Below are 23518 nucleotides of genomic sequence, written 5' to 3'. Positions count from 1 at the left end.
ACTTGCTTTATCGGGAGGATTTGTCCTTCAGGTAAATTAATTATCTACATTATCTTAGTTTTCATAGCTGTAACTACCCGAATGTCTTCAAACAACAACTTCTGAGAAAGCACTTTATGGAACCTGGGCCATTTGTGTACCAGGTCACCATAAATGGTGACCCTACGGGATTTATAGCGATGGTGAGTCAAATTAATGCATTGATGCAGCAGCGCGGGTGTTGAGGCGACATCCTAAACCGCTGAACGAATGAGGGATTCCAGGGCGAGCCGCATGGATGCGGCGAGAGGCGGCGCTGAGCAGGAGCGAATCGGCGCCGGTCCGTCAGGAATCGTGAATGAGTGAAGGTACCGCGCAGCGGCGGATTGGGCTGGCGCAAGGCCCGGGAGTGCAGAGGGCGCGGCCAGGCGCCCTTTGCTCGGTCGCCGCACGGCAAAACTGAAACAATCTGAGCCTATGGCGAACGAAAGTCGCTCAGTTTAATGTGAGGTATGCTCAGGCACGGGGCCCGTAGTGAGCCAGCGCACAAACCAAGCGTAAACTTTTCGACGCGAATTAATATAACACCATGAATTTTAACAATCATAGGGCATTTGCCTAAGCGGTCTCGGGCAATGCCACATACACCTGGCCACACTCTGCTGCGTATACCTATAGCGATGCTTTTCTCCCTACAGGTGACGCATGACACAACAACAATACGTATTATCGCCCGATCATGACGCGCATATCGCCTCGGCTATCGGCAAGTTCTTCCGCCGCATCATTCCGATGCTGGCGCTAATGTTAATTGTGAACCAAATTGACCGGGCAAACATCGGCTTCGTAAAAGCCGAACTGCAAACGGATGCGGGCATTAGTGCGGCCGCCTTCGGCTTAGGCGCGGGGCTGTTCTTTATCGGCTATGCGCTGTTTGAAGTGCCGAGCAACATGATGCTGAAGAAACTCGGCGCACGCGTGTGGCTGACGCGCATCATGATTACGTGGGGCATGATGGTGGTGCTTACCGGTTTTGTGAGTACGCCGCTGCATTTCTATCTGCTGCGTTTCCTGCTCGGCGTGGCGGAAGCCGGCTTCTTCCCTGGCGTGCTGTTCTATTTTCGTCAATGGGTGCCGAATGCGTGGCGAGGGCGAGCTACCGCGATGGTGTTGAGCGCCACCGCCAGCGCTTTTCTGTTCTCCGGTCCGCTCACCGGTGCCATTCTGATGATGCATGATGTTGGCGGCATCGCGGGCTGGAAATGGGTGATGTTTATGGAAGGCGGCGGATCAATGGTGATCGGCTTGCTGGCCGCCTTTGTGCTGGTATCCAAACCGCAAGGCGCGAAATGGTTGAGCGATGCCGAGAAACAGGCGCTGGCGCAGCAGCTAGCGCTGGAAGATGATGCGCGCGAAGAGCACGCGGTGAAACACGGCCGCTGGGGCTTGATCAGCGATCGCAGCCTTTTGTCTTACTGCCTGATCTTCTTCACCATGACCATGACCGGCTACACGTTAGTGTTCTGGCTGCCGCAAATCATTCAGCGTATTCAGGGCTTCAACAGCTTTGAAACCGGATTGCTGACCGCCGTGCCGTGGCTGTTTGCTATCGTCGCGCTGTTTCTGCTCGGCAAAGCCACCGACCGCTATCGCGATAAACTGGATAAAGGGCTCGGCATCGCCATGCTGATCGCCGCATGCGGCACCTTTATGGCCACGCTGGGAACGCCGTGGTTTGGCTTTGTGGCGATGATTGTGGCCTGCATCGGCTCCAAAGTGAGCGCGGCGTTCTTCTGGCCGATGCCGCAAAGTGAATTACCCGCCTCGATTGCCGCGCCCGGCATTGCGCTAATCAACTCGATTGGCAATCTCGGCGGCTTCTTTGCGCCCACGGTATTCGGCTACCTCGAAATGCACACCGGCAGCACCACCGGCGGACTTTACGCGCTAACCAGCGTGTCCGTGGTTACCGGACTCTATTTGCTGCTGCGTCGCAAACCTGTACCACCCGCTTTCGGTCACACGGAGAGAAACCATGTCAGACAGTCCAGTCATTAAATCGATGCGCATCGTGCCGGTTGCCGGTTACGACAGCATGTTATTGAACATTGGCGGCGCCCATAACTGCTACTTCACGCGCATCATCGTGATACTGACCGATTCCGCCGGACATACCGGCGTAGGCGAAACGCCGTGTCATGCATCCACCTTGCAGTTGCTGGAACAGTTTCGCCCGCTGATAGAAGGCAGTTCGCTGCTGCGTCTCAACGCGACGCTGAGCCAGTTGTTCAGCAGCGAGGCACGTCAGCAACAAACCTCACACACCAACGACATTCATATCCCGCAGATGAATCCGGAGAAGTTTTATAACGCCGCCGCCGCCATAGAAGCGGCGCTGCTGGATCTGCAGGGCAAGCTGTTTAACCTGCCGGTAGCGGACCTGCTCGCCAGCGGTAAACAGCGCGATCGCATTCCGGTGCTGGGCTATTTGTTCTACATCGCCGATCGCAAGCGCACCAATATGCACTATCGATCAGGGGAGCATGAGCAAGAAGGCTGGTTCCGTCTGCGTCATGAAGCGGCGATGGACAGCGATGCCGTGGTGCGACTGGCCGAAGCGGCAGTTGAGCAATACGGCTTCCGCGACTTCAAGCTCAAAGGCGGCGTGCAGGCAGGTGAAGTGGAAGTGGCAACGGTGGAAGCGCTGCTGGCGCGCTTCCCTGAAGCACGCGTCACCGTCGATCCTAACGCCAGCTGGTCGCTGGAGGAGGCGATTCGCTTTGGCAAGCAGCTGGCGGGGAAGGTGCCGTATCTGGAAGATCCTTGTGGCGCTGAACAAGGCTATTCCGGTCGGGAAACGCTGGCCGAGTTTCGCCGCGCCACCGGCGTGCCGGTCGCGACTAATATGATCGCCAACGACTGGCGCCAGCTGCATCATGCGCTGCAACTGAATGCCATTGATATTCCGCTCGCCGATCCGCACTTCTGGACGATGCGTAACGCCAACGTGGTGGCGCAGCTGTGCAACGAATGGGGGCTGACAACCGGCTGCCACTCCAATAACCATTTTGATATTTCGCTGGCGATGGTGGCGCACCTGGGTGCCGCCGCGCCTGGCGATCGTCAAACCGCCTTTGATACGCACTGGATTTGGCAGGATGGTCAGCAGCTTACGCGTCAACCGCCGCAAATCCGCGATGGCTATCTGGAGTTACCGCCGGGGCCGGGATTGGGCATCGAGCTGGATATGGATCGCATCGAACAGGCGCATGCGCTATATAACGCGCTGCCGGATAAAAATCGCAACGATGCACTGGGGATGCAGTTTTTGATCGATAACTGGCGTTATGACGCCAAACGTCCGTCATTGGTACGCTAAGGAAGCAGCATGAAGAACCTATTACGCGCGGCGACGCTTTTAGCATCGTTGGCCGCCAGCGCGCCGTTGCTGGCGCAGACTTTTGTCTACGTTTCAGAAGCCGATGATGGCACCATCGCGCGCTACGCGCTGAATGAGCAAACCGGTGCATTGCAACTATTAGGACGCACTCAGGTCGGCGGCAAAGTGATGCCGATGGCGTTGAGCGCCGATCATAAACATCTGTACGCCGCGATTCGCAGTAAACCGCTGCAACTGGTGAGCTGGAACATCGACAGCAAAACGGGCGATCTCAGCCCGTTGAATAGCGTATCCGCTGCGGCCAGTTATCCCTACATCAGCACGGATCCGCAGGGTCGTTTTCTGCTGGGCGCTTCCTATGATGGCGATGTGGTGCACGTTTATCGACTCAATAGCGACGGCAAGCTGATTGCGCCGCCGGTCGGGAGTTACAAAACCGGACATGCCGCGCACTCGGTGATTGTTGATGCGAGCGGCGAGCAGGCTTATGTCGGCAATCTCGGCACCGATCGCGTGCTGCAATTGAAACTGAGCGCCGAGGGAGAGCTTTCGGGGTTAGGCAACGGCTATGTTAAAACGGCGACAGAAAACGGACCGCGCCATTCGGTGTTGTCGCCGGATAATCGCTATCTCTACAACATCGGCGAGATGGGCGGCATCATTACGCAGTTTCGTCGTGAAGCCAGCGGTGAGCTGGTGAAAGTGGCGGAGACGCCAAATGCGGTAGCGGAAAAATATCAGCTGCAACACGGCAAAGAGCGACCGCCGGGCTACAGCGACACCACGCCGCGCATCTGGGCGGCCGATATTCGTCTGACGCCGGATGGCCGTTTTCTCTATGTCAGCGAGCGGACCAGCAGCACCATCAGCGGATACCGGATTAACAAAGCAGACGGCAAACTGACGCTGATTGATAGCTGGCAAGTTGAGAAACAGCCGCGCGGCATCGCGATCACCGCTGACGGACGTTGGTTGATTGCCAGCGGCGAAAAGAGTGCGGTGACCGGCAGCTATGCCATTGATCAAGAAAGCGGGGCGCTAAAGCGCGTTGGCGAAGCACCGGCCGGCGGTGACGCCAATTGGGTGACGGTGGTGAGTTACAAATAATCCCTAAGGATTGCCATTAATGGCGACCAGGTGCGCCTTACAGTTGCTTATATTTCTCGTTAGTTAAAGTGTAGCGGTGGGCTGGCTGAATGATAATGCGCTCAAAGTTGCAAGCACTTGTGAGCGCGATTCATTAATATGACATGCGTGACAATGTCACTGATTGGGGTAAACAGAGTGCGACAAGGTCCCTTGACGATCAACCTTTTTTGCGGCTAACCACAATAGTGCGGTGACAATCCAGCCAATGATCCACGACACATCATTACCGGCAAAAATCCAGGTTAACGAACCGTGATGCAGTGGATTATCAATGAACGGCAACTGCACCAGTACGCCGCAGAAGTAGACAATTATGCCCGCCCAGTTCCAGCGACCGTAACGTCCGTTGGGCTGGGAGAGCGCCGGCACATCTACTTTACCTTTGGTGATCAGGTAGAAATCGGTCAAGCTGATTGCGCTCCACGGCACAAAAAAGGCCAGTAAAAACAGCAGGAAATGAGTGAAGGATTTCAGGAAAGCGGGTTCGCTAATCAGCGCAATCACACAAGAAATCGTCACCATCAACACCACAAACAGAATGCGGCCGCCACGACTTAATGCGGTTTTCTGACGGAAGCCAGAAACGATGGTGGTGAGTGACATAAAGCTGCCGTAAGCATTCAGCGTGGTGAAAGTGATTTTGCCGAAGCAGATCGCAAAATAGATCACCATCGCCATCGTAGCGCTGCTGCCTAAACTGACAATATAGCCAACCTCGTTGCCAGAGAAAGCCTTACCGGCAATCGCCGCGACAATTACACCCAACGTCATTGAAGCCTGCGTTCCTAAAACCGTGCCGAAGAAAACGCAGCTGAAAAGTTTTTTGGCTGAGACGTTAGCCGGTAAATAGCGCGAATAGTCAGAAACATACGGGCAAAATGCAATCTGCCATGACGACGACAACGAAACCGCAAGCAGGAAGTTAGCGACCGTGAAATGCTGGTTCTGCCACACCGCGGACAGATCATGGGTTGAGAGCAGCGTGATAAACAGGTAAACAAAGGCAAGCACGCCAATCACGCTGGCTACTTTACCGAGCTTGTGAATCACGCGATATCCCAGCACCGCGATGACGACGATAATCGCACTGAACAGGATCATGCCTGACGCATTGCTGGTATTAATCAGTTTGGCGAGCGCCTGTCCGGCCAACACCGTGCCGCTGGCAGAGAATCCGACATACATGATGCACACCAACACCAACGGAATCACCGCACCATATACGCCAAACTGCATGCGGCTGGTGATCATTTGCGGCAATCCGAGACGCGGTCCCTGAATGGCATGCAGTGACATGATCGCCGCGCCCACAACTTGCCCAACCAGCAAGCCGATGATCGACCACACCACATCGCCGCCCAACACCACGGCCAGCGCGCCGGTTACGATGGCGGTGATCTGCAAATTGCCACCAAACCACAAGGTGAATTGGCTGAAAGGATGTCCGTGGCGTTCGCTCGGAGGAATGTAATCAATGGATCGCGTTTCTGACAGGCGCTTTTTCTCTGCGCCGGCGTAATCTGCTGCAGGTGATTCGGCTGACATAGTTTCCTCGCTGAAGCGGCTAAAGGTGGGAAATTATTGTTAGTGTGATGTGGCTTCTCTTGGTGGTACATGTATATACATGTAGCGATATTGTCATGCAGCATGGAAACTTACAATACGATCGGTCATTGGAAAATGTGATGACACGGGCAAGGTTGGGAAGTTATGAAAGTGACAGAGCGGAGGATAAATGGGAGAACTTATATGATGTCGCTACGTGAATTCTGCAAAAAGAGCAGGGTGGAAGTTGCCGAGAATTCACGTAGCGCTGCCGGTTTTGTCGCCTGAAATTACTTATCTTTGCCCATGGTCCAGGGATTTGGCGCGGAATCATCTGCCTTATCCGCAGCAAAATCATCCAGTGAATCCAGATACAGTGCTTCAACCTCAGCGCGTGCCCAAGGTGTGCGGCGTAAAAACTTCAGGCTCGATTTAACGCTCGGATCGCTTTTAAAGCAGTTGATATTGATGAGCTTACCCAGTTCGGCCCAGCCATAATGGGCGACCAGCGCATTAATTTGCATCTCAAGCGTGACGCCGTGCAAGGGATCTTTGGAGCGATGATCGTTCATAGGAAATCCTTAAAATGTTGACGGCAAAGGTTACAAGAAAGCCACGCAAGCGGCAATGGTGCGATCTTCATTGCCGGTAAATGCTGTACACTTGTTGCCAGAAAATCACTATTGGACGGTACGCTATGAACGACAAGAAAATGATTTCCATCGATCAATTCAATCTCAGTGAACGCGTTGCAGTAGAAGAAGCGTTTAAGGGATTGATGGAGAAGTATCGCCAGCGCACTGGCAAAGAGCCGGATGCAAAGAAAGAGAAAGAGTTCACGGCGGAAGCCCGGCAGCAGATTATGACGACGAAACTGGCCAAAGAGAAAGCGCTGGCTGAAAAGGCAAAGAAAACGCCAACGCGCAGGAAGAAACCTGAATCGTTGAAAGAGAGTGAAGTCAGTGATTTCAACTGGAAGGCGTCGGTGATTAAAGGGCGCAGATAACGGCAACGTGCGTTCAACAGTCCGTCGCCGGGATAATCGCGGGTTACGGATTGTTGGTGACGGAGGTGAAAGAAGGCAGATGATGAGCGGATGATGGTTGAAGTGCGCAATGAGATACTTCATTTAACATAATATACATTATGCGCCCTTTGGTTGTAGCGGCTAAATTCGGATATCCGCCTTGGACTATATTCATCAACGTCATCATTACGGAGAAAATTCATGAGCCATTTCACCTGCGGATGCCTTTGCGGAAACGTTCGATTCGAAGCAACCTCAGGACGTTTTGAAAACTAAATAAAAGAGGAACCAATCAGTGGTTCCTCTCGAATCATCAATACGTTTACGGACGTGCCGCCGTGCCATCTGGCAGACGCGCGTTAGTCCAGTCTGGAATACCGCCCGATACCGGATATTTCGCCGCCTCTTTCAGATCGATATCCACGCCCAACCCCGGACGATCGCTGAGGTAGGCATAACCGCGATCAATCTCCGGACAGCCTGGGAACACTTCCTGCAGCGCCTCATTCACCGGCGTGTACTCCTGAATGCCAAGATTGGTGATGCTCAAATCAATATGCAGGTTTGCCGCCACACCAATCGGTGAGATATCGCCCGGACCATGCCACGCGGTGCGCACGCCAAACAGTTCCGCAAAAGTTGCCAGCTTCTTCGCCGGTGTAATGCCGCCAATGGTACTGACATGGCAGCGAATATAATCGATCAGCTGGTTTTGAATTAATGGCTTCCACTCGTTGATTTGCGTAAACAGCTCGCCCATGGCAATTGGCGTGCTGCTTTGGCTACGTAATTTACTCAGCCAGTCGATATTTTCTGGCGCAACCGGATCCTCGAGGAAAAATAGCTGATACGGTTCGAGTGATTTCGCCAACTGAATCGAAGCGATTGGCGTGATGCGCTCGTGCACATCGTGAATAAACTCAACGCCAAAACCGAGCTTGTTGCGCAGATGATCAAACAGGCGCGGTACGGCGCGCGCATAAGCATCCGGATCGAAATAGATGCCGTGAGTAGGATTACGCGGTGACACCTTCGGCTGGATATTGCGCGCCTTGGCCAGCTTGCCGGCGATCAAACGCAAATCATCGGTACCCGCGCCGCCATACATGCCCATCTGACAGCGCACATATTGATAGCCCTCCTCCATGCGCGCGCGGATGTTGTCTTCAACTTCTATCTCATCGGCACCGTCGCAGTGGCGATAAAGCGGCACGCCATCACGACATTTGCCGCCAAGCAGTTCATACACCGGCAGGTCGGCAACTTTACCCTTCAGGTCCCACAGCGCCATATCCACACCGGAGAGCGCATTATTCATCACCGGACCGTTACGCCAGTAACCGCTGACCGCCGCCGATTGCCAGATGTCTTCGATACGCGCCGGGTCTTTGCCGATCAAAAACGGCTTCATGTAGTTTTCAATCGCGGCGGCGACCGCGTAGATACGCTGAGTAAAGGTGGCGCAGCCCAAACCGTATAAACCGGGTTCGCTGGTTTCGATTTTTACCACCACCAAATCGATGCCGCCTGGCGCGGTAAGGATGGTTTTTACATCGGTAATTTTCAGGTTACTCATCATGATCCTCACAGTATCTGGATAACATGCTGTATGATGTCCTACATGTTATGTGTATTAAAAAGCCCTGTGCAGGGCTTTTGGTTATTCAGTTATGGCGTACATCCTCGATGGCGTGCACGTTATGTGTCATCGCGCTATTAAGCGTCTCGGCTGCCAGCGAGGCATCGCGGTTTTTCAACGCCATAAAGACTTTAATGTGGGCTTCAACGCTTTCCAGCGTAATGCCCAATACGCGGTTCAACTCTTCGAGGTAATGCACATAAATCCCCTTGAGGGATTCCATGACGTGGATGAACACTTTGTTGTGTGAAGCTTTCACAATCGCCAGATGAAAATCGTAGTCCGCCAGCGAGTACTTCTTGTAGTCATCTTTACTCACCAGCATGCGATTTAAGGCGCTTTCCAGCACTTTGACATCCTCATCAGTGGCGTTCTGCACTGCCAGCTCCATACATTTGAACTCGACGGTCTGACGGAAAACCCGCATATCATCAAACTCTTCCTGCGAAAGGTGCAGAATGGGCTGGTTATCGCTGAACGATCCGTAGCGCGCCACTTCGCGGGTAACATAGGTACCCTTCCCTTGATGCGTCACCACCACGCCAAGGTCTCGCAGCTTCTGCACGGCACTCCGCACGCTGACGCGGCTCACCTGAAAGGTTGCGGTCAATTCCGCTTCTGACGGCAACTTACAGCCCGGCTCCCACAGACCATCCTGAATGTTCTGCTTCATCTGCTCGTAGATGACATCAACCACATTATGTTTTTGGATACTTTCCAGCGCCACGGCTTTACTCACTTGTCCTACATGTCTACCGCTTTTTAACGCGTCACTGCTTGCAACACAAGCAGCAATTTTTCGCGCAGCAAAAGCGATACTGCAAAACCCCGAAATTTAACTATTACTTTCATTAGGTTAATCTTCAAAAGTAGATAATTACCTTCTGACGATGACATTAAAAAATTGTGAGATATCTTACAAATCTCTCGCCTGCCAATTGCTGCCTTTCTGCGCATAACGTAAAAGTAACTCATCCAACTTGTTAGTCATGTTACATGAAGGACGTTTTGTTATGCAGACCTTATTTAACCTCTCCGGGAAAACCGCCCTGATTACCGGCTCAACGCGCGGTTTGGGATTTGCTTATGCACAAGGCCTGGCGCAAGCCGGCGCAAAAGTGCTGCTGAATGGCACGCGTCAGGAGCACATGGATAAGGCGCTGGAGCAATTACAGCAACAAGGATTTGATGCCCGAGGCTTTCTGTTCAATGTGGCAGATGAAGCCGCGATTGAAGCGGTATTCCAGCAGCTTGATGAAGAGAACATTCACGTCGACATCGTGATCAACAACGCAGGCATTCAGTTCCGCAAACCGATGCTGGAACTGGCATTGAGCGACTGGCAGCGGGTGCTGGATATCAATCTCACCAGCGCGTTCCTCGTCTCACGTGCTGCAGCCAAACGCATGGTGGAACGCCAGCGCGGTGGGAAAATTATCAATATCGGATCGCTGACCAGCGAAGCCGCGCGCCCTACCGTCGCGCCCTACACTGCGGCAAAAGGCGGCATCAAGCTGTTAACCAAATCGATGGCGGCTGAATGGGCGCCGTTCAATATCCAGACCAACGGCATTGGGCCGGGCTATATCCTCACCGATATGAACGAAGCGCTGGTCGAAAACGAAGAGTTCAATAAATGGGTCTGCAGCAGTAATCCTTCTGGTCGCTGGGGAAAACCCGAAGAACTGGTTGGTACCGCCATCTATCTGGCGTCCTCTGCTTCCGATTACGTCAATGGACAGATGATTTACGTGGATGGCGGCTGGCTCGCCACCTTATAACGGGCTGATTTAAACGACCTAAGCTGGGCACCAAGACTCAGCTGTATCCTACTCAAGCGACCTGAGGTCATAGCATGAACCAGAATATTGCAGGGATTTTACCGGCTAGTCGGTGGGGAAAACTCATCCCGATTGCCTTTATTACCTATAGCCTCGCCTACCTCGATCGTGCCAACTACGGTTTTGGTGCCGCCGCAGGTCTGGCTGAAGATCTCAATATCACGCCCGCCATTTCGGCATTACTCGGCGCACTGTTTTTCCTCGGTTATTTCTGTTTTCAGGTGCCGGGCGGCATTTACGCGGAAAAGCACTCGGCGAAGAAGCTGATTTTCTGGAGCCTGATCCTGTGGGGCGCATTGGCCACCGCCACCGGCATGGTGCACAGCGTGGCGCTGCTGGCGGTGATCCGCTTCCTGCTCGGCGTCGCAGAAAGTGTGGTGATGCCGGCGATGCTGATCTTCCTCAGCCACTGGTTCACGCGCGCGGAGCGTTCCAAAGCCAACACCTTTCTGTTCCTCGGCAATCCGATTACCGTGTTGTGGATGTCGATTCTCTCCGGCTATCTGGTGAACGCCTTTGGCTGGCGCGGCATGTTCATTATTGAAGGCGTGCCTGCCATCTTATGGGCGTTCATCTGGTGGAAAATTTATGCCGACCGACCGCGTGATGCCAAATGGCTGAGCGAGGCCGAAAAGCGCGCGGTGGAAAACGCGCTGGCGGCAGAGCAGCAGTCGATCAAACCGGTTAAGAATTACCGTGAAGCTTTCCGCTCGCCTAAAGTGCTGGCGCTGGCGTTTATCCACTTCTTCTGGAATATCGGCATGTACGGTTTCATCATGTGGCTGCCTTCCATGCTGAAGAGCGCGTCCGGCATGGGCATCGTCGCGACCGGCTGGCTCTCAGCCGCGCCCTATCTGCTCGCCGTGCCGCTGATGCTGACCGCATCCTGGTTCTCCGATAAATACCAGCAGCGTAAAAACATCGTGCTGCTTTTCCTTGGGCTGGGCGCGGTGTGCTTCATTGCTTCCTTTACGCTCGGTGCGACGCACTTCTGGCTCTCATGGGTGCTGCTGGTGATCGCGGGCGGTGCGATGTACACGCCGTACGGACCCTTCTTCGCTGCGATCCCTGAGATGCTGCCACGCAACGTTGTGGCGGGCGCGATGTCCTTCGTGGTCTGCTTCGGTGCGTTGGGATCTTTCGTCGGCGCGTGGATTGTGGGCTATCTCAATGGCCTGACCGGCAGCCCAGCGGCCTCTTATGTATTTATGGGCGGATCGCTGGTTGTGGCGGTATTACTCACCACGCTGACCACCTTTAGTAGCCTGAGCACGCCAACGGCACAAACCCGCTCTGCACACTCATAGAGAATGAAGTCATGACCATGAAACCCACGCGCACGCGTTTAAGCGTTTTATTCATGCTGTTTATTGTCACCGCTATCAACTATATGGATCGCGCTAACCTGGCGGTAGCCGGTTCTCATATTCAGGGCGAGTTTTTCTTATCCGCCACGCAGTTAGGTTTACTGTTTTCGATGTTTACCTGGTTTTATGCTCTGAGCCAGATTCCGGTCGGCTATCTGCTTGACCGTATTGGTTCGCGCTGGCTGTACGGCAGCGCGATTGTGTTGTGGAGCCTGTTTACCCTGCTAATGGGATTGGCGTCGCATCACTTTTTCACCACCGCCACCGCGTCATTTATGATGCTGTTGGTGTGCCGCGCGCTAATTGGCGTAGCAGAAGCGCCCTCTTTTCCCTCCAACACCAAAATCATCGCCACCTGGTTTCCCGACCATGAACGTGCGCGTGCAACGGCAACCTATTCCAGCGCGCAATACATTGGTCTGGCGCTGCTGACGCCGGTGCTGTCGTTTATCGTCTCTCAATGGGGTTGGGAGATGTCATTTTATCTCTCTGGCCTGGTGGGCATTGTGTTCGGCATTTACTGGCTGATTGTCTATCGCGACCCGCAGCACAGCAGCAAAGTGAATGATGCGGAACTCGATATCATCCGCAAAGGCGGCGGCCACAGTTCAGTGAATCAGCAAACCGGAAACGGCAAGGTTAACTGGCAGTCGGTAAAATACATTCTGCGCCAGCGCACCACCTGGGGTTTGTTTATCGCGCAGTTCGCGGCCTCATCGACGCTCTACTTTTTCCTGACCTGGTTTATTGTCTATCTGGAAAAAGGGCTGCATCTGTCGATCGATAAAGCGGGGATTGGCGCAATGTTCCCTTATCTGATGGCGATGGCTGGCGTGCTGTGCGGCGGAACGCTGAGTGATTTCCTGCTCAAGCGTGGCCGCAGCCGCACCTTTGCACGCAAGCTGCCGGTAATGCTGGGGATGTTGCTCACCTGTTCGATTGCGCTAGTGAATTTCTTCCAGGACAGCCCGGTAATTGCCATCGCTATTCTCTCTATCGCCTTCTTCGCCAACGCCTTCTCTAATCTCGGCTGGGTGGTGTGCAGCGATGTGATTCCGCGCCACTTAATCGGCACCATCGGCGGCTTTCTGAATATTTTTGGCAATCTCTCCGGCATTGTCAGTCCGATCATCATCGGCGTTATTTTGCAGCGCACCCACAACTTCCAATACGCGATGTGGTACATCGCTGCCGTCGCACTGATGGGCTTTTTGGCCTACCTGCTGCTGGTTGGCAAAATTGAAGTGATGACGCCGCCCGGCGAACAACCGGCTGAAAATAAGAAGAAATTTGAAACCCCTTCAAACGCATAGAGAGAAGCATAATGCAGCAGAAAACAGTGAACGCGGTGATCGTCAATGCCGCACATGATGTGCGCTGTGAGTCGCGGGAAATTGAGTGGAACGCGCAGCAAGTGTTAGTCAAAGTTGAACGTGGCGGGATTTGTGGCTCGGATATTCACTATTTCCAGCATGGCCGCGCGGGCATGTCAGTACTGAAAGCGCCGATGATTTTAGGCCATGAATTTGTTGGCATCATCGAGCAAGTGCCAGAAAACAGCGACCTGAAGGTTGGCCAGCGCGTGGCGATAAACCCTTCCCAACCGTGCCAGCTGTGCGCGCTGTGTCAGGAAGGAAAACAGAATCTTTGTCGCTCAATGCGCTTTATGGGCAGCGCGCAGTTTTTCCCGCATGTTAACGGCGGATTTGCCCAATATGTGGCGGTTAATCCCGTGCAGTGCGTACCGTACAGCGATGGCGCGGATGCCAAAGTGATGGCCTTTGCCGAACCGCTGGCGGTGTGTATTCATGCGGTACGCCAGGCTGGCGATCTGACCGGCAAGCGCGTGCTGGTCACCGGCGCCGGACCGATCGGTTGTCTGGTCATCGCGGCGGCACTGGCTTCGGGTGCCACCGAAGTGGTGGCTACCGACATCAGCGAACGTTGTCGTCAGTTGGCGATCAATATGGGTGCCAGCGCGGCGCTGGATCCGCGTGACGAACAGCAAATTGAGCGCTGGACAGAAAATGGCGGCAGTTTTGATGTCTGTTTTGAAGCTTCCGGCGCAGGCGCGGCGGTGGCTTCGCTGGTCGCCTTTACCCGTCCGGGCGGCATTATCGTGCAGCTTGGCATGGGCGCGGCAGAGGTAAACTATCCCATCGGGCCGTTGCTGGTCAAAGAGATACAGCTACGCGGATCTTTCCGCTTCACCAGCGAATTCACTACTGCAGTACGCTGGCTTGAGCAAGGCAAAATCAATCCGCTGCCGCTGCTTTCAGCCGAAATGCCCATGCAGGATGCTGCACTCGCGCTGGAGCTGGCGGCGGATAAAGAGCGAGCGGCTAAAGTCCAGCTGGTTTTCTGAAGGACAACCGGAGAGAAAGCCTCTCCGGTTATTTCCTGAAACGGACTAAATCCTTCAGGGTGGCGTGCTCGAATTCGGGTAATGCAGCAAAAATGCCATCACCTTGCATGTCATAAATTTGCTGAAAATAAAATTTTGCGCCATCAACTGCGCCCAGAGCATAGAGCGCACGCGCAAGCGTCATTCGGGAAAGTATTTGGTTTTGTTGCGCTTCCCAATCGAGGGCTTCTTTCGCCGCTTCAATTGCTTCTTGATAGCGCTGACACTGGATTAATATTGCGCCATAGCCGCTCATAATCCAGAAATAGATATCGTCATCTCGCAGATGCGCTTTGGCTAATTCAGCAGCTGCACCCCATGAACAGGCTGCAGCCTGATGCTCACCCAGCGAACCAAGTGAAATACCTCGATTCGCTAAATCGAAGGCTTTCTCATGCCAGTTTTTACGGTGGAACTCCATGTCATCACCTCTTTTTGCGGTAGGAACAGTATTGATATCCTATGCAGCATAAATGAGAGTGAAATAAAGTTCATAGTTACGCGAGAATATTGCCTTACCTGCTAACTTCGTGCCCGATTAAACCACCGATCGTCGCGCCACCCAATGTACCGAAGGTGCTACCACCGGTAAGTACCGCACCGCCTACCGCACCAACACCAGCACCAATCGCGGTATTTCTGCCACGATGCGACATGCCACACGCGGTAACAGAAAACATGACCAGTACGACAATAGCAATATTACAGCTGCGTTTTAAAAGCATACAAAGCCTCACTGCCATGAATAGATGGCATGCAAAAGTGTTTATTTGATTGTTGTTAAAATACCCAATCTGTTGTGACTGGCACTGCTCGTCGGCGTGAATTTAAGGTGTTTTATGATGAGACGGAAGGTAAAAATTCTTATTTGCGGCTGGCACTAGCGAGGCGGCGAAAAAGTCGCCGCCTTGCACACACTCCATCATTTCAGGAAGCCGCCCGCTTTACCCGTGCCACCGTTCTCACCATCGCCAATGTGGCAACAATCAGCAGTATGCCGCCGACCATCGACATGGCTTTAAAACCTAGATGTTTAAACATCATCAGGCCGACAATCCCGCCGATCAGGAAGGAAAATATCGTGGTCAGATGCGTCAACAGCTGACGTTTCTGGCCTGAGAACTGTTTTGACGGATCGCGGCGGAACAGCGCGGTTAATACCGATGCCAGCGAAATTCCGGCATCGGTTAACGTGCCGGTAATATGGGTGGAGCGCACGCGGCCATTGGATAACTGCGTAGAGGTTGAATTATGCACGCCCATCAGGAAGCCCAGAATGACAATAACTTCCCGGTTGTTGGCCGACGAATAAAAGAACATTTCAAACAGCGATAACGCTATTAAGGCCAGCCCTTCAACCCACAATATTTGGCAGAATATAATGCGATTGCCATTGGCTAATCCGCTGATCACCACTATTCTCGCCGTGACCGCACCACAAACAAAGGCAAACAGGATGGTGGCCAAAAAGGTGATATCACGGAAATTAACGTTCGATACTTCACTGGATAATTGAGAGGTATTACCTGACATATGCGAGGGGAAAAAGCCAAACGCCCCCAAGGCGATTGCATTGAGCACACCGGCGGCCGTGGCGAGCCACATTGCCAGATTCCTGTCCTCATCATGCGTTCGTGTGCGTTTAAGTTTAATCAGCATCAGATACCTCATTATTCTGAACCAGGGCCGAATAATAACCATAGAGCACTACGCAGCGTACATAACCAGGAAATCCCCGAATAAGACGCTGAGCAGATTAAAGAAAGTAAAAAAAATCAACGAGGCGGGATATATTTAAATTAATGTAAAGATTGGCACGTCATATAAAGGTCGCCATTTACGATGCCCGCCTTTTCAGGAATTAACCGAATGATTTATTTTCATCGGGGCGACCACCACATTCACGCCTAAATCCTGCATACGCCGCAAAATAGGCACTGGCGTGCCCTGATTAACAATTACCACATCGAATTCACTCAGATGCGCAAAACGGTGCAGCGCCCGGCGTTCAAACTTGGTGTTATCCATCATCAGAATGCGCTTCTGCGCGGCATCAAACATCGCGCGTTTGGTCTCCACCGTTTCTGCGGATTGGTGGAACACTGCATCATCGATAATCGCTGACATACTGACGAAAAACACGTCGGCGCGCAGGCTGGCAATTTCATCCCGCGTCATGCGGCCCATAAAAGCATTGCACCAGTGATAGAACTGTCCGCCGAGGCCCATCAAAGTGATATCGCGGCCATTGCGCAGCTCGTTCATGAGGGTCAGGGAGTTGGTGATCACCGTCAGCGGCGCGCGCGCCGAGAGCAGCCGCGCCATCTGCTGCACGGTGGTGGAATCATCGAGGAAAATCGCCTGTCCCGGTTCGAGGTAGGTCGCGGCGACATCGGCAATCGCCTGTTTCTCTTCCAGCTGACGCGTGGCGCGATAGATATCGCTGGATTCAACCAGACTAGTTGGCGTCGCGGACACCACGCCGCGTGATTTATGCAGCAGGCCGCGCTCAACCATTTCGTCGATATCACGATGGGCGGTCATCAAACTAATGCCGAAGCGATCGGTGATGTCTTCGATGCGAATCGCCCCTTCTGCCATCACCGCTTCGGCGATTAACTGGCGACGGGCCAGTTGACGCGCCTGGCGGCTATCGCTGGGTAAGGTTTCGGCCATAAATACGCCAAGTGAAGAGTCCTGCGGGTTATGCGCCATATTTCATCCGGGAAAGTGAAGCGAGAAGCGTTTTCGGCACTCATTACAGCGTTTAATACGGATTTTGGCAAATTGCGACTAACGTTACACTGCGTGATAAATCGCGCCGCTACGAATACGTGCGTTTCAAAGGTGGTTGTTATAAAAAACGCACATAGCGTAGTGGCGCAATTTATTGCGCAACTTTTACTGCTTCAGAACAAACGGTGAAGCAAAGTTACCGGCGTTCTCTTTAGTGATCAGGATGCAGTCAAACAGCTGCTTCTCGGAGGCCGCACCGGTCTTACCGGTTTTCAGGAAGCTATCCGCCTGCTCTACCGCTTTCTGCGCGAACTGCGCCACCGGCTGCATTACGGTGTAGGCCAGCGTACCGGCTTTCACAGCGTCAACCGCATCCGGTGAACCGTCAAAACCGCCGACTTTAATCTGATTCAGCTTGCCAGCTTCTTTCAACGCAGCGATCGCGCCCAGCGCCATTTCGTCGTTGCCGCTGATCACGCCTTTAATGTTGGGATTGGCTTGCAGCAGTGACTGCATTTTGTTAAAGCCTTGTGTGCGATCCCAGTTAGCCACTTCCTGACCGACTTTCTTCAGCGTGGGATATTGCGACAGCACCGTATCAAAACCGTTGGCGCGGGTAGCGGCGTTATTATCTGACGGCGGGCCGACCAGCTCGACATAGTTCGCACTATCGCCCACCTGCTTCACCCACTCCATTGCGCCAACCGCCGCGCCCTGCGCGTTGTTAGAAACCAACTGCGCTTTGGCGAGCCCGCTCTGGTTCAGTTCGGCATTGATGATAAATACCGGAATATTGGCGGCGATGGCCTTTTTCACCGAGCCGACCGAACCATCGGCGTTCGCCGGATCGAGAATAATCGCCTTCGATTTATTGGTGATCGCCGTATCAATCAGCTGACTTTCGGTATTGGTATCGCCTTTGTGCGCACTGACTTTGGCGCTGTAGCCCAGCTTTTCCGCCGCTTTCTGCGCTACCTGGCCTTCCGTTAGCCAGTAAGGGTTGGAAGGATCGTTAACGATGATGGTCATTAACCCGTTATCTGCCCAGGTGGGTGCAGCAAAAGTGGTGATAGCCATAGCCGCAGCCGCGATGAAGAGACGTTTAGTGAACATAGTTGGTGCTCCGTTATTATTTGGGGTACAGGTTTTACGGATATCCGCGCGCTGCTGAAACAGCGCGCGTGAGTTAGCGAGCGCGTCGTCCGTATTGCAAGGTGTTGAGCAATACCGCCAGCACGATCACGGCACCAGTGAACACCGTCTGCCAGTAAGCAGAGACGCCGATAATCACCAGGCCATCAGAGAGAAAACCAATCACGAACGCGCCAAGCAGCGTGCCGCGCACGTTGCCGCGTCCACCGGTCAGGGCCGCACCACCAATCACCACTGCCGCAATCGCAGTCAGTTCATAAGTGGTACCAGCAGTTGGGCCGGCCGAGGTGAGCTGTGAGGAGAGCACCAGCCCGGCGAGTGCCGCGCAGACGCCAGACAACACATAGACGCTGATTTTGATGCGCTTCACCGGCACACCCGACAGATCGGCCGCACGTTCGTTACCACCCGACGCGTACAGCCAGCGACCAAACGCTGAGCGGCTAAGCAGGAAACCACACGCCAGCGCCACCACGCCCAGCACCAGCACGCCAACCGGGATATTGAAGAGGCGATTAAAACCGAGCCAGTCGAAACCGGTATTCCCCAGCGCTTCGCTGCCGGAGAGTTTGTTGTAGGTCAGACCATTAGTGATCAGCAGCGCAATGCCGCGCGCCACATACATGGTGCCGAGCGTGGCGACGAAGGCCGGAACGCGGAACCAGGCGATCAGCACGCCGTTGACTAATCCCACCAGCGCGCCCACCGCCAGCGTCAAAATCGCCACCGCCCACACCGGCAGATAGAGCACCACGCCGAGCGCTTCGAGGTTGATGCCCTGCATCATAAATCCGGCCATCACTCCAGCGAGACCGAGCGTGGAGCCCACCGATAAATCAATGCCACCGTTGAGGATCACCAGCAGCATGCCGATCGCCGGCAAACCGAAGATCGCCACGTGCGACGCCATGGTGAGAAAGTTAGCGCCGGTAAAGTAGTTGGGCGACAACATGGAGAAGGTAGCGATAATCACCAGCAGCGCGATAAACGCGCGCCCTTCCAGCAGCAGACGCGCCACATTCAGCTGCTTGTCGCTTTTTTTCTTGTTGACCACCGGCGGCGTGTCCAGCGTTTGGGTTCTGTCAGTCATACCTTTTGCTCCACTTTTCATGTCATGCCACCAGAGACTCGCCTGAAGCGGCCATAATGCGTTCTTTACTGACGCTTGCGTCGAAGATGGCGGAGATGCGCCCTTTGCTCATCACCACAATGCGATGGGCAATACTCAGGCATTCGCCCACTTCCGAGGTGGTATACACCACCGCCAGCCCCTTTTTGGCATTCTCCGCCAGCAGGCGAAACACTTCCGCTTTGGCGCCGATGTCGATGCCGCGGCTCGGCTCATCCAGCAGTATCACTTTGGGACGGGTGGCGAGCATTTTGCCGATCACCACTTTTTGTTGATTGCCGCCGGAGAGCGATCCAATCGCCGCATCGCCACCAGCGGTTTTCACCGTCACGTTACGAATGCTGTCGTTGACCAGCTGTTTTTCCCGGCTTCTGGAGAGCACCAGTCCGCGTACAAAGTCGCCGATGCTGGCGAGCGACAGGTTTTCTCCCACCGACATGGTTTGTACCAGGCCATCGCGCTGCCGATCTTCCGGCACCAGCGCCAGCCCAATTTGAATGCGTTGTGAGATGGTTAGCGCGGAGATATCGGTGTCCTGCAATAGAATGTGACCGCTGCTTTGCTGCAGACGTCCGGCGATGCACTCCAGCAGCTCGGTGCGCCCCGCGCCCATCAGCCCGTAAATGCAGACAATCTCCCCGGCTTGCACCGCCAGCGATAAGTTGTCCACCAGCCGAATGCCGGTTTTACTTTTCAGCGTCAGATCTTTCACCGTTAGCGCCGGCAGCCCGAAGTCGTAGCCCTGCGGCGGCGATCCCAGATCAAAGTGATCGCCCACCATGTTGCGCACGATCCATTCGAGATCGATCTCATCGCGTTTGGCATAGGCGGTCATCACGCCATCGCGCAGCACCACCGCCCGATCGGTAATCTCCAGTGCCTCTTCCAGATGATGCGAGATATAGACAATCGCCACGCCCTGGCTGGTTAAATCACGGATGACCTGAAACAGCACCGCCACTTCCGCCGCGCTCAGTGCCGAGGTCGGTTCATCCATGATCAGAATCTGCGAATTCACCGACAGCGCGCGGGCAATCTCCACAATCTGCTGCTGTCCCAGACGCAGGTTTTCCACCGGCGTCAGCGGATCGATCTCCTCCTCCAGCGCCGCCATCAGGTGCGCTGTTACGCGCGCCTCTTCGGCATAATCGACGCCGCCCGGCTTCATGATTTCGCGGCCCATAAAGATGTTGTCGCGCACGTTCATATTCGGCGCGAGATTCAGCTCCTGATGGATAATCGAGATGCCACAGTCCCGCGCTTCGGTGGCGGATCGAAAGGTCTTCTCCTCGCCGTGTAACAAGATTTCCCCGGTTGTTGGCGTAATCACACCAGACAAAATTTTCATCAGCGTCGATTTACCCGCGCCGTTTTCACCAAACAGCGTGGTCACTTCGCCACGACGAATTTCGAAATTGACGCCCTTCAGCGCGTGCGTGGAGCCGTACACTTTGCTGACGTTGCGCGCTTGCAGGATCACTTCGCCTTTCAGCAAGGCGGGATTGAGATTGAACGGTTTCATTTCACCTCCATGCTGACCGGCGTCACCATCCAGTTTTTCGCGTTGAGTAAGCGGAACACGCCAATCACCTGCACGGTTTTGCCCGGCAACGCATCACGATCCAGCTTGTCGAGCACTGCGCTTTTCATCGCACGATTGATGGCGGAACCGGCATTTTGATATTCGATTTGGTTCGTGAAATCACCGAACTGGATCTTGCCGTTAGCGTCACGCAGATCGGTGCCGGTAATCGCCGGACCGGTTTGCAACCGCACCTGCATATCACCTGCTAATCCATCGATTTTCAGCGGGAAGATGCCCATCTGCCCGGCTTGCACCACACCGGAGAACTTGACGGCAAAGACCGGCAGCGGTGCGCCAACGCCATATTTCTGCACCGCTTCCTGCTGATTAGTTTGCAGCGCATCGGCTAACGTTTTGGCGTCTACTGCGCGTGATGCCACATCCTGCTGGATGGTCGGGAAGGTTTTCTGGCCGTAACTGTCGGGGGAGAAGCCTTGCTCCTGCGCATCTTCGGCGGAGCCAATTTTTACCACCTTGGTGTCGAGCGCCATCGCCGCGATCAGCGCAATCACCATCACGCCGAGGGTGGCGTAGCACCGCACGCGCTTGCGGGAAATTTGCTGGGCCTGAATTGAGACATCGGACATAACGTGACCTCTCACTGACATCAGCTGCGATAATCGCGCCGATAATGTTATAAATGTGATAACTTGTGTGATGAGAATTGTGCTGATGTGACTAAATTGTCAACAGGTGACGCGCAAATTTTTCTGGAGAGCGATCTGGATCGCTTAATTGATGTCGGCCCCATCACAAAGCGCAATAAACCCCGCTCTATCAGCCTGTTCGCCGTGTTATCTCATTTCAATCTGTAAGGTTTTGACGCCTGATTCGTGATCACAATCGCTATTTCAAGTGAAATTTATTGGTTTTATCGAAAAATAATACAGTTGATATGTTATCTCAGTGAGAAGTGGTGTAAGACATTATTTAGCAAATTCATCACAGCCCGTTAACACCTTTCGGTTTTGGCGGCGATGAATTTAACTCTTCTTCTTTCGGAGGTGTATGTGGACAGTGGCGATATCATTCTGGGTCTGGATTCCGGCACCTCGGTGGTTAAAGCGGTGGCGTTTGATCTGGAAGGCACGCAACTGGCATGCGCATCGGTGCGTAACCGTTATTACCGCAGCGAAGGCGGCGCGGCGCAGCAGTCAATGAGCCAAACCTGGCAGGATGCAGTCACGGCGATACGCAAACTGGGCGAGCGTGTCGACAACCTGGCCGCGCGGGTGGTTGCCGTGGCCGTCACCGCGCAAGGCGACGGCAGCTGGCTGGTGGGTGCCAACAATCAGCCGGTCGGCGATGCCTGGATCTGGCTGGATGCGCGCGCGGCACCAACGGTTGAAAAACTCAATCAGCACCCGTTAGCCGCCGCGCGCTTTCGCGCTACCGGCACCGGACTCAACACCTGTCAGCAGGGATCGCAGCTGGCGCACATGGATCACTTCTATCCCGAGCTGTTAGCTAACAGCGAAGTGGCGCTGCACTGCAAAGATTGGCTCTACCTCAATCTCACCGGCATCCGCGCCACCGACCCCTCTGAGGCCAGCTTTACCTTTGGCAACTTCCGCCACCAGCGCTATGACGATCAGGTGATTGCCGCGCTAGGCCTGGAACAGCATCGTCATCTGCTGCCGGAGATCATTGAAGGCACAGAAACCACGCATCCGTTAACCGCGGAAGCCGCGCAGGCCACCGGTTTACGGGCTGGCACGCCAATCTGCCTCGGCTATGTCGATATGGCGATGACCGCGCTTGGCGCTGGCGTGCACACCGGCGAAGCCAATACCGCCTGCTCGATTGTTGGCTCGACCGGCGTGCATCTGCGCAGCGTCGCCATTGATGAGGTGTGGCTGAATCCGGCACAAACCGGCTACGTGATCCCACTGCCGTGGCCGGGTTATGTCACGCAGGTGCAAACCAATATGGCATCAACGCTCAATCTTGACTGGCTACTGAATCTCGCCAGCGATCTGCTTAACAGTTTTGGCTGTGAAATCGATCATGCCCGTTTGGTGGGCCATATCGATCGCTGGCTCAACGCGGCGAAGCCCGGCAGCCTGCTCTATCACCCGTATATCTCGATTGCCGGTGAGCGCGGACCGTTTGTTAATGCCGAGGCGCGCGCCAGCTTTACCGGCCTGAGTTACACCCACAATTTTGGCGATCTGGTGCGGGCGGTCATCGAAGGCATCGGCTTTGCGGCGCGCGATTGCTATCAGGCGATGGGCAGTTTGCCGGGAGAAATCCGTTTAACCGGCGGCGCGGTGCGTTCGCAGCCGTTACGCCAGATTTTATCTGCCTGCATTGGTGCGCCGGTGCGCATCAGCCAGCGCGACGAAGCCGGAGCGGCCGGTGCCGCGATGATGGCGGCGGTGGCGATTGGCGCGTATCCGTCGATGGAGAGCTGCGTCAAAACCTGGGTGATGCCGCTGCTGGATGCGCCCGAAGCGCCCGCGAGCGAACTGATGCAGCGCTATAACCAGCTGTTCCCCACCTATCAGCAGCTGCGTAACGATCTTCCTGCCGCCTGGCACGCGCTAAAACAGTTTTAAGGAGTAA

The 23518-nt window shown here is 54.3% G+C and carries 21 protein-coding genes; 9 read left to right on the top strand and 12 right to left on the bottom strand.

The annotated features are described in order from the left end of the window. Positions 1 to 684 precede the first annotated feature (684 nt). Genes K5Y33_RS05825 through K5Y33_RS05815 form a run of 3 tightly spaced genes read left to right on the top strand, consistent with a single transcriptional unit; the run spans position 685 to position 4486 of the window. Positions 685 to 2037, top strand: a complete 1353-nt coding sequence (locus K5Y33_RS05825) for an MFS transporter (protein ID WP_222233439.1) — start codon at positions 685 to 687, stop codon at positions 2035 to 2037. Further along, positions 2015 to 3358 (top strand): enolase C-terminal domain-like protein, encoded by a 1344-nt coding sequence (locus tag K5Y33_RS05820; RefSeq protein WP_222233438.1) that lies wholly within the window; start codon positions 2015 to 2017, stop codon positions 3356 to 3358. The genes K5Y33_RS05825 and K5Y33_RS05820 overlap by 23 nt, the downstream gene beginning before the upstream one ends. 9 nt (positions 3359 to 3367) lie before the next feature. Next, positions 3368 to 4486 (top strand): beta-propeller fold lactonase family protein, encoded by a 1119-nt coding sequence (locus K5Y33_RS05815; protein WP_192233847.1) that lies wholly within the window; start codon positions 3368 to 3370, stop codon positions 4484 to 4486. 156 nt (positions 4487 to 4642) lie between these two features. On the opposite strand, the gene K5Y33_RS05810 is transcribed toward K5Y33_RS05815, so the two are convergent. Together K5Y33_RS05810 and K5Y33_RS05805 are read right to left on the bottom strand one after the other, a co-directional pair. After that, on the bottom strand, positions 4643 to 6073 hold the full coding sequence (locus K5Y33_RS05810; RefSeq protein ID WP_222233437.1) for a cytosine permease: 1431 nt from the start codon (positions 6071 to 6073) through the stop codon (positions 4643 to 4645). Between the two features lie 290 nt (positions 6074 to 6363). Further along, a complete protein-coding gene (locus tag K5Y33_RS05805) occupies positions 6364 to 6645 on the bottom strand; it encodes a VF530 family DNA-binding protein (protein WP_137385789.1) in 282 nt (93 codons plus the stop codon). A 125-nt stretch (positions 6646 to 6770) separates the two neighbouring features. Here K5Y33_RS05805 and K5Y33_RS05800 point away from each other — a divergent pair, with 125 nt between their 5' ends. Continuing rightward, positions 6771 to 7079 (top strand): hypothetical protein, encoded by a 309-nt coding sequence (locus K5Y33_RS05800; protein ID WP_110866151.1) that lies wholly within the window; start codon positions 6771 to 6773, stop codon positions 7077 to 7079. Positions 7080 to 7422: 343 nt separating this feature from the next. On the opposite strand, the gene K5Y33_RS05795 is transcribed toward K5Y33_RS05800, so the two are convergent. Continuing rightward, complete coding sequence (locus K5Y33_RS05795) at positions 7423 to 8676, bottom strand: enolase C-terminal domain-like protein (RefSeq protein ID WP_008104104.1); 1254 nt, start codon at positions 8674 to 8676, stop codon at positions 7423 to 7425. 88 nt (positions 8677 to 8764) lie between these two features. Next, entirely contained in the window at positions 8765 to 9466 is a 702-nt protein-coding gene (locus K5Y33_RS05790) for a FadR/GntR family transcriptional regulator (protein ID WP_110866446.1), read from the bottom strand. A 286-nt stretch (positions 9467 to 9752) separates the two neighbouring features. Between K5Y33_RS05790 and K5Y33_RS05785 the strand changes: the two genes are divergently transcribed. The 4 genes from K5Y33_RS05785 to idnD all read left to right on the top strand — a co-directional run bounded on the left by K5Y33_RS05785 (position 9753) and on the right by idnD (position 14312). Then, positions 9753 to 10520, top strand: a complete 768-nt coding sequence (locus K5Y33_RS05785) for an SDR family oxidoreductase (RefSeq protein WP_222233436.1) — start codon at positions 9753 to 9755, stop codon at positions 10518 to 10520. A gap of 74 nt (positions 10521 to 10594) precedes the next feature. After that, positions 10595 to 11887: an MFS transporter gene (locus K5Y33_RS05780; protein ID WP_222233435.1), complete on the top strand. Its 1293-nt coding sequence runs from the start codon at positions 10595 to 10597 to the stop codon at positions 11885 to 11887. 17 nt (positions 11888 to 11904) lie between these two features. Continuing rightward, a complete protein-coding gene (locus K5Y33_RS05775) occupies positions 11905 to 13260 on the top strand; it encodes an MFS transporter (RefSeq protein ID WP_222233857.1) in 1356 nt (451 codons plus the stop codon). A gap of 11 nt (positions 13261 to 13271) precedes the next feature. Continuing rightward, positions 13272 to 14312, top strand: a complete 1041-nt coding sequence (gene idnD / locus K5Y33_RS05770) for an L-idonate 5-dehydrogenase (protein WP_255610235.1) — start codon at positions 13272 to 13274, stop codon at positions 14310 to 14312. A gap of 28 nt (positions 14313 to 14340) precedes the next feature. Here idnD and K5Y33_RS05765 read toward each other — a convergent pair whose 3' ends face one another. The 8 genes from K5Y33_RS05765 to K5Y33_RS05730 form a co-directional block, all read right to left on the bottom strand. Continuing rightward, the gene (locus K5Y33_RS05765) at positions 14341 to 14772 is read right to left on the bottom strand and encodes a hypothetical protein (protein WP_110866155.1); all 432 of its coding nucleotides are present in this window, start codon (positions 14770 to 14772) and stop codon (positions 14341 to 14343) included. A 94-nt stretch (positions 14773 to 14866) separates the two neighbouring features. Next, on the bottom strand, positions 14867 to 15076 hold the full coding sequence (locus tag K5Y33_RS05760; RefSeq protein WP_222233434.1) for an osmotically-inducible lipoprotein OsmB: 210 nt from the start codon (positions 15074 to 15076) through the stop codon (positions 14867 to 14869). 202 nt (positions 15077 to 15278) lie between these two features. Continuing rightward, the gene (locus tag K5Y33_RS05755; RefSeq protein WP_222233433.1) at positions 15279 to 16010 is read right to left on the bottom strand and encodes a YoaK family protein; all 732 of its coding nucleotides are present in this window, start codon (positions 16008 to 16010) and stop codon (positions 15279 to 15281) included. A 195-nt stretch (positions 16011 to 16205) separates the two neighbouring features. Beyond that, positions 16206 to 17066 carry a DeoR/GlpR family DNA-binding transcription regulator gene (locus K5Y33_RS05750; RefSeq protein ID WP_101764389.1) on the bottom strand — a complete coding sequence of 287 codons (861 nt, stop codon included), beginning with the start codon at positions 17064 to 17066 and terminating at the stop codon, positions 16206 to 16208. Positions 17067 to 17252: 186 nt separating this feature from the next. Then, positions 17253 to 18200 carry a D-ribose ABC transporter substrate-binding protein gene (locus K5Y33_RS05745; RefSeq protein ID WP_101764388.1) on the bottom strand — a complete coding sequence of 316 codons (948 nt, stop codon included), beginning with the start codon at positions 18198 to 18200 and terminating at the stop codon, positions 17253 to 17255. A gap of 73 nt (positions 18201 to 18273) precedes the next feature. After that, entirely contained in the window at positions 18274 to 19329 is a 1056-nt protein-coding gene (locus tag K5Y33_RS05740; RefSeq protein WP_222233432.1) for an ABC transporter permease, read from the bottom strand. Positions 19330 to 19351: 22 nt separating this feature from the next. Then, entirely contained in the window at positions 19352 to 20890 is a 1539-nt protein-coding gene (locus K5Y33_RS05735) for a sugar ABC transporter ATP-binding protein (RefSeq protein WP_217546622.1), read from the bottom strand. Next, positions 20887 to 21540, bottom strand: coding sequence for a DUF2291 domain-containing protein (locus K5Y33_RS05730; protein ID WP_222233431.1), 654 nt, complete (start codon positions 21538 to 21540; stop codon positions 20887 to 20889). The genes K5Y33_RS05735 and K5Y33_RS05730 overlap by 4 nt, the downstream gene beginning before the upstream one ends. 423 nt (positions 21541 to 21963) lie before the next feature. Between K5Y33_RS05730 and K5Y33_RS05725 the strand changes: the two genes are divergently transcribed. After that, positions 21964 to 23511, top strand: coding sequence for an FGGY-family carbohydrate kinase (locus K5Y33_RS05725; RefSeq protein ID WP_222233430.1), 1548 nt, complete (start codon positions 21964 to 21966; stop codon positions 23509 to 23511). Positions 23512 to 23518 lie beyond the last annotated feature (7 nt).

Source organism: Pantoea sp. DY-17, from assembly GCF_019795975.1.
Lineage (GTDB): Bacteria > Pseudomonadota > Gammaproteobacteria > Enterobacterales > Enterobacteriaceae > Pantoea > Pantoea leporis.
This window is presented reverse-complemented; position numbering and strand designations above follow the sequence as displayed.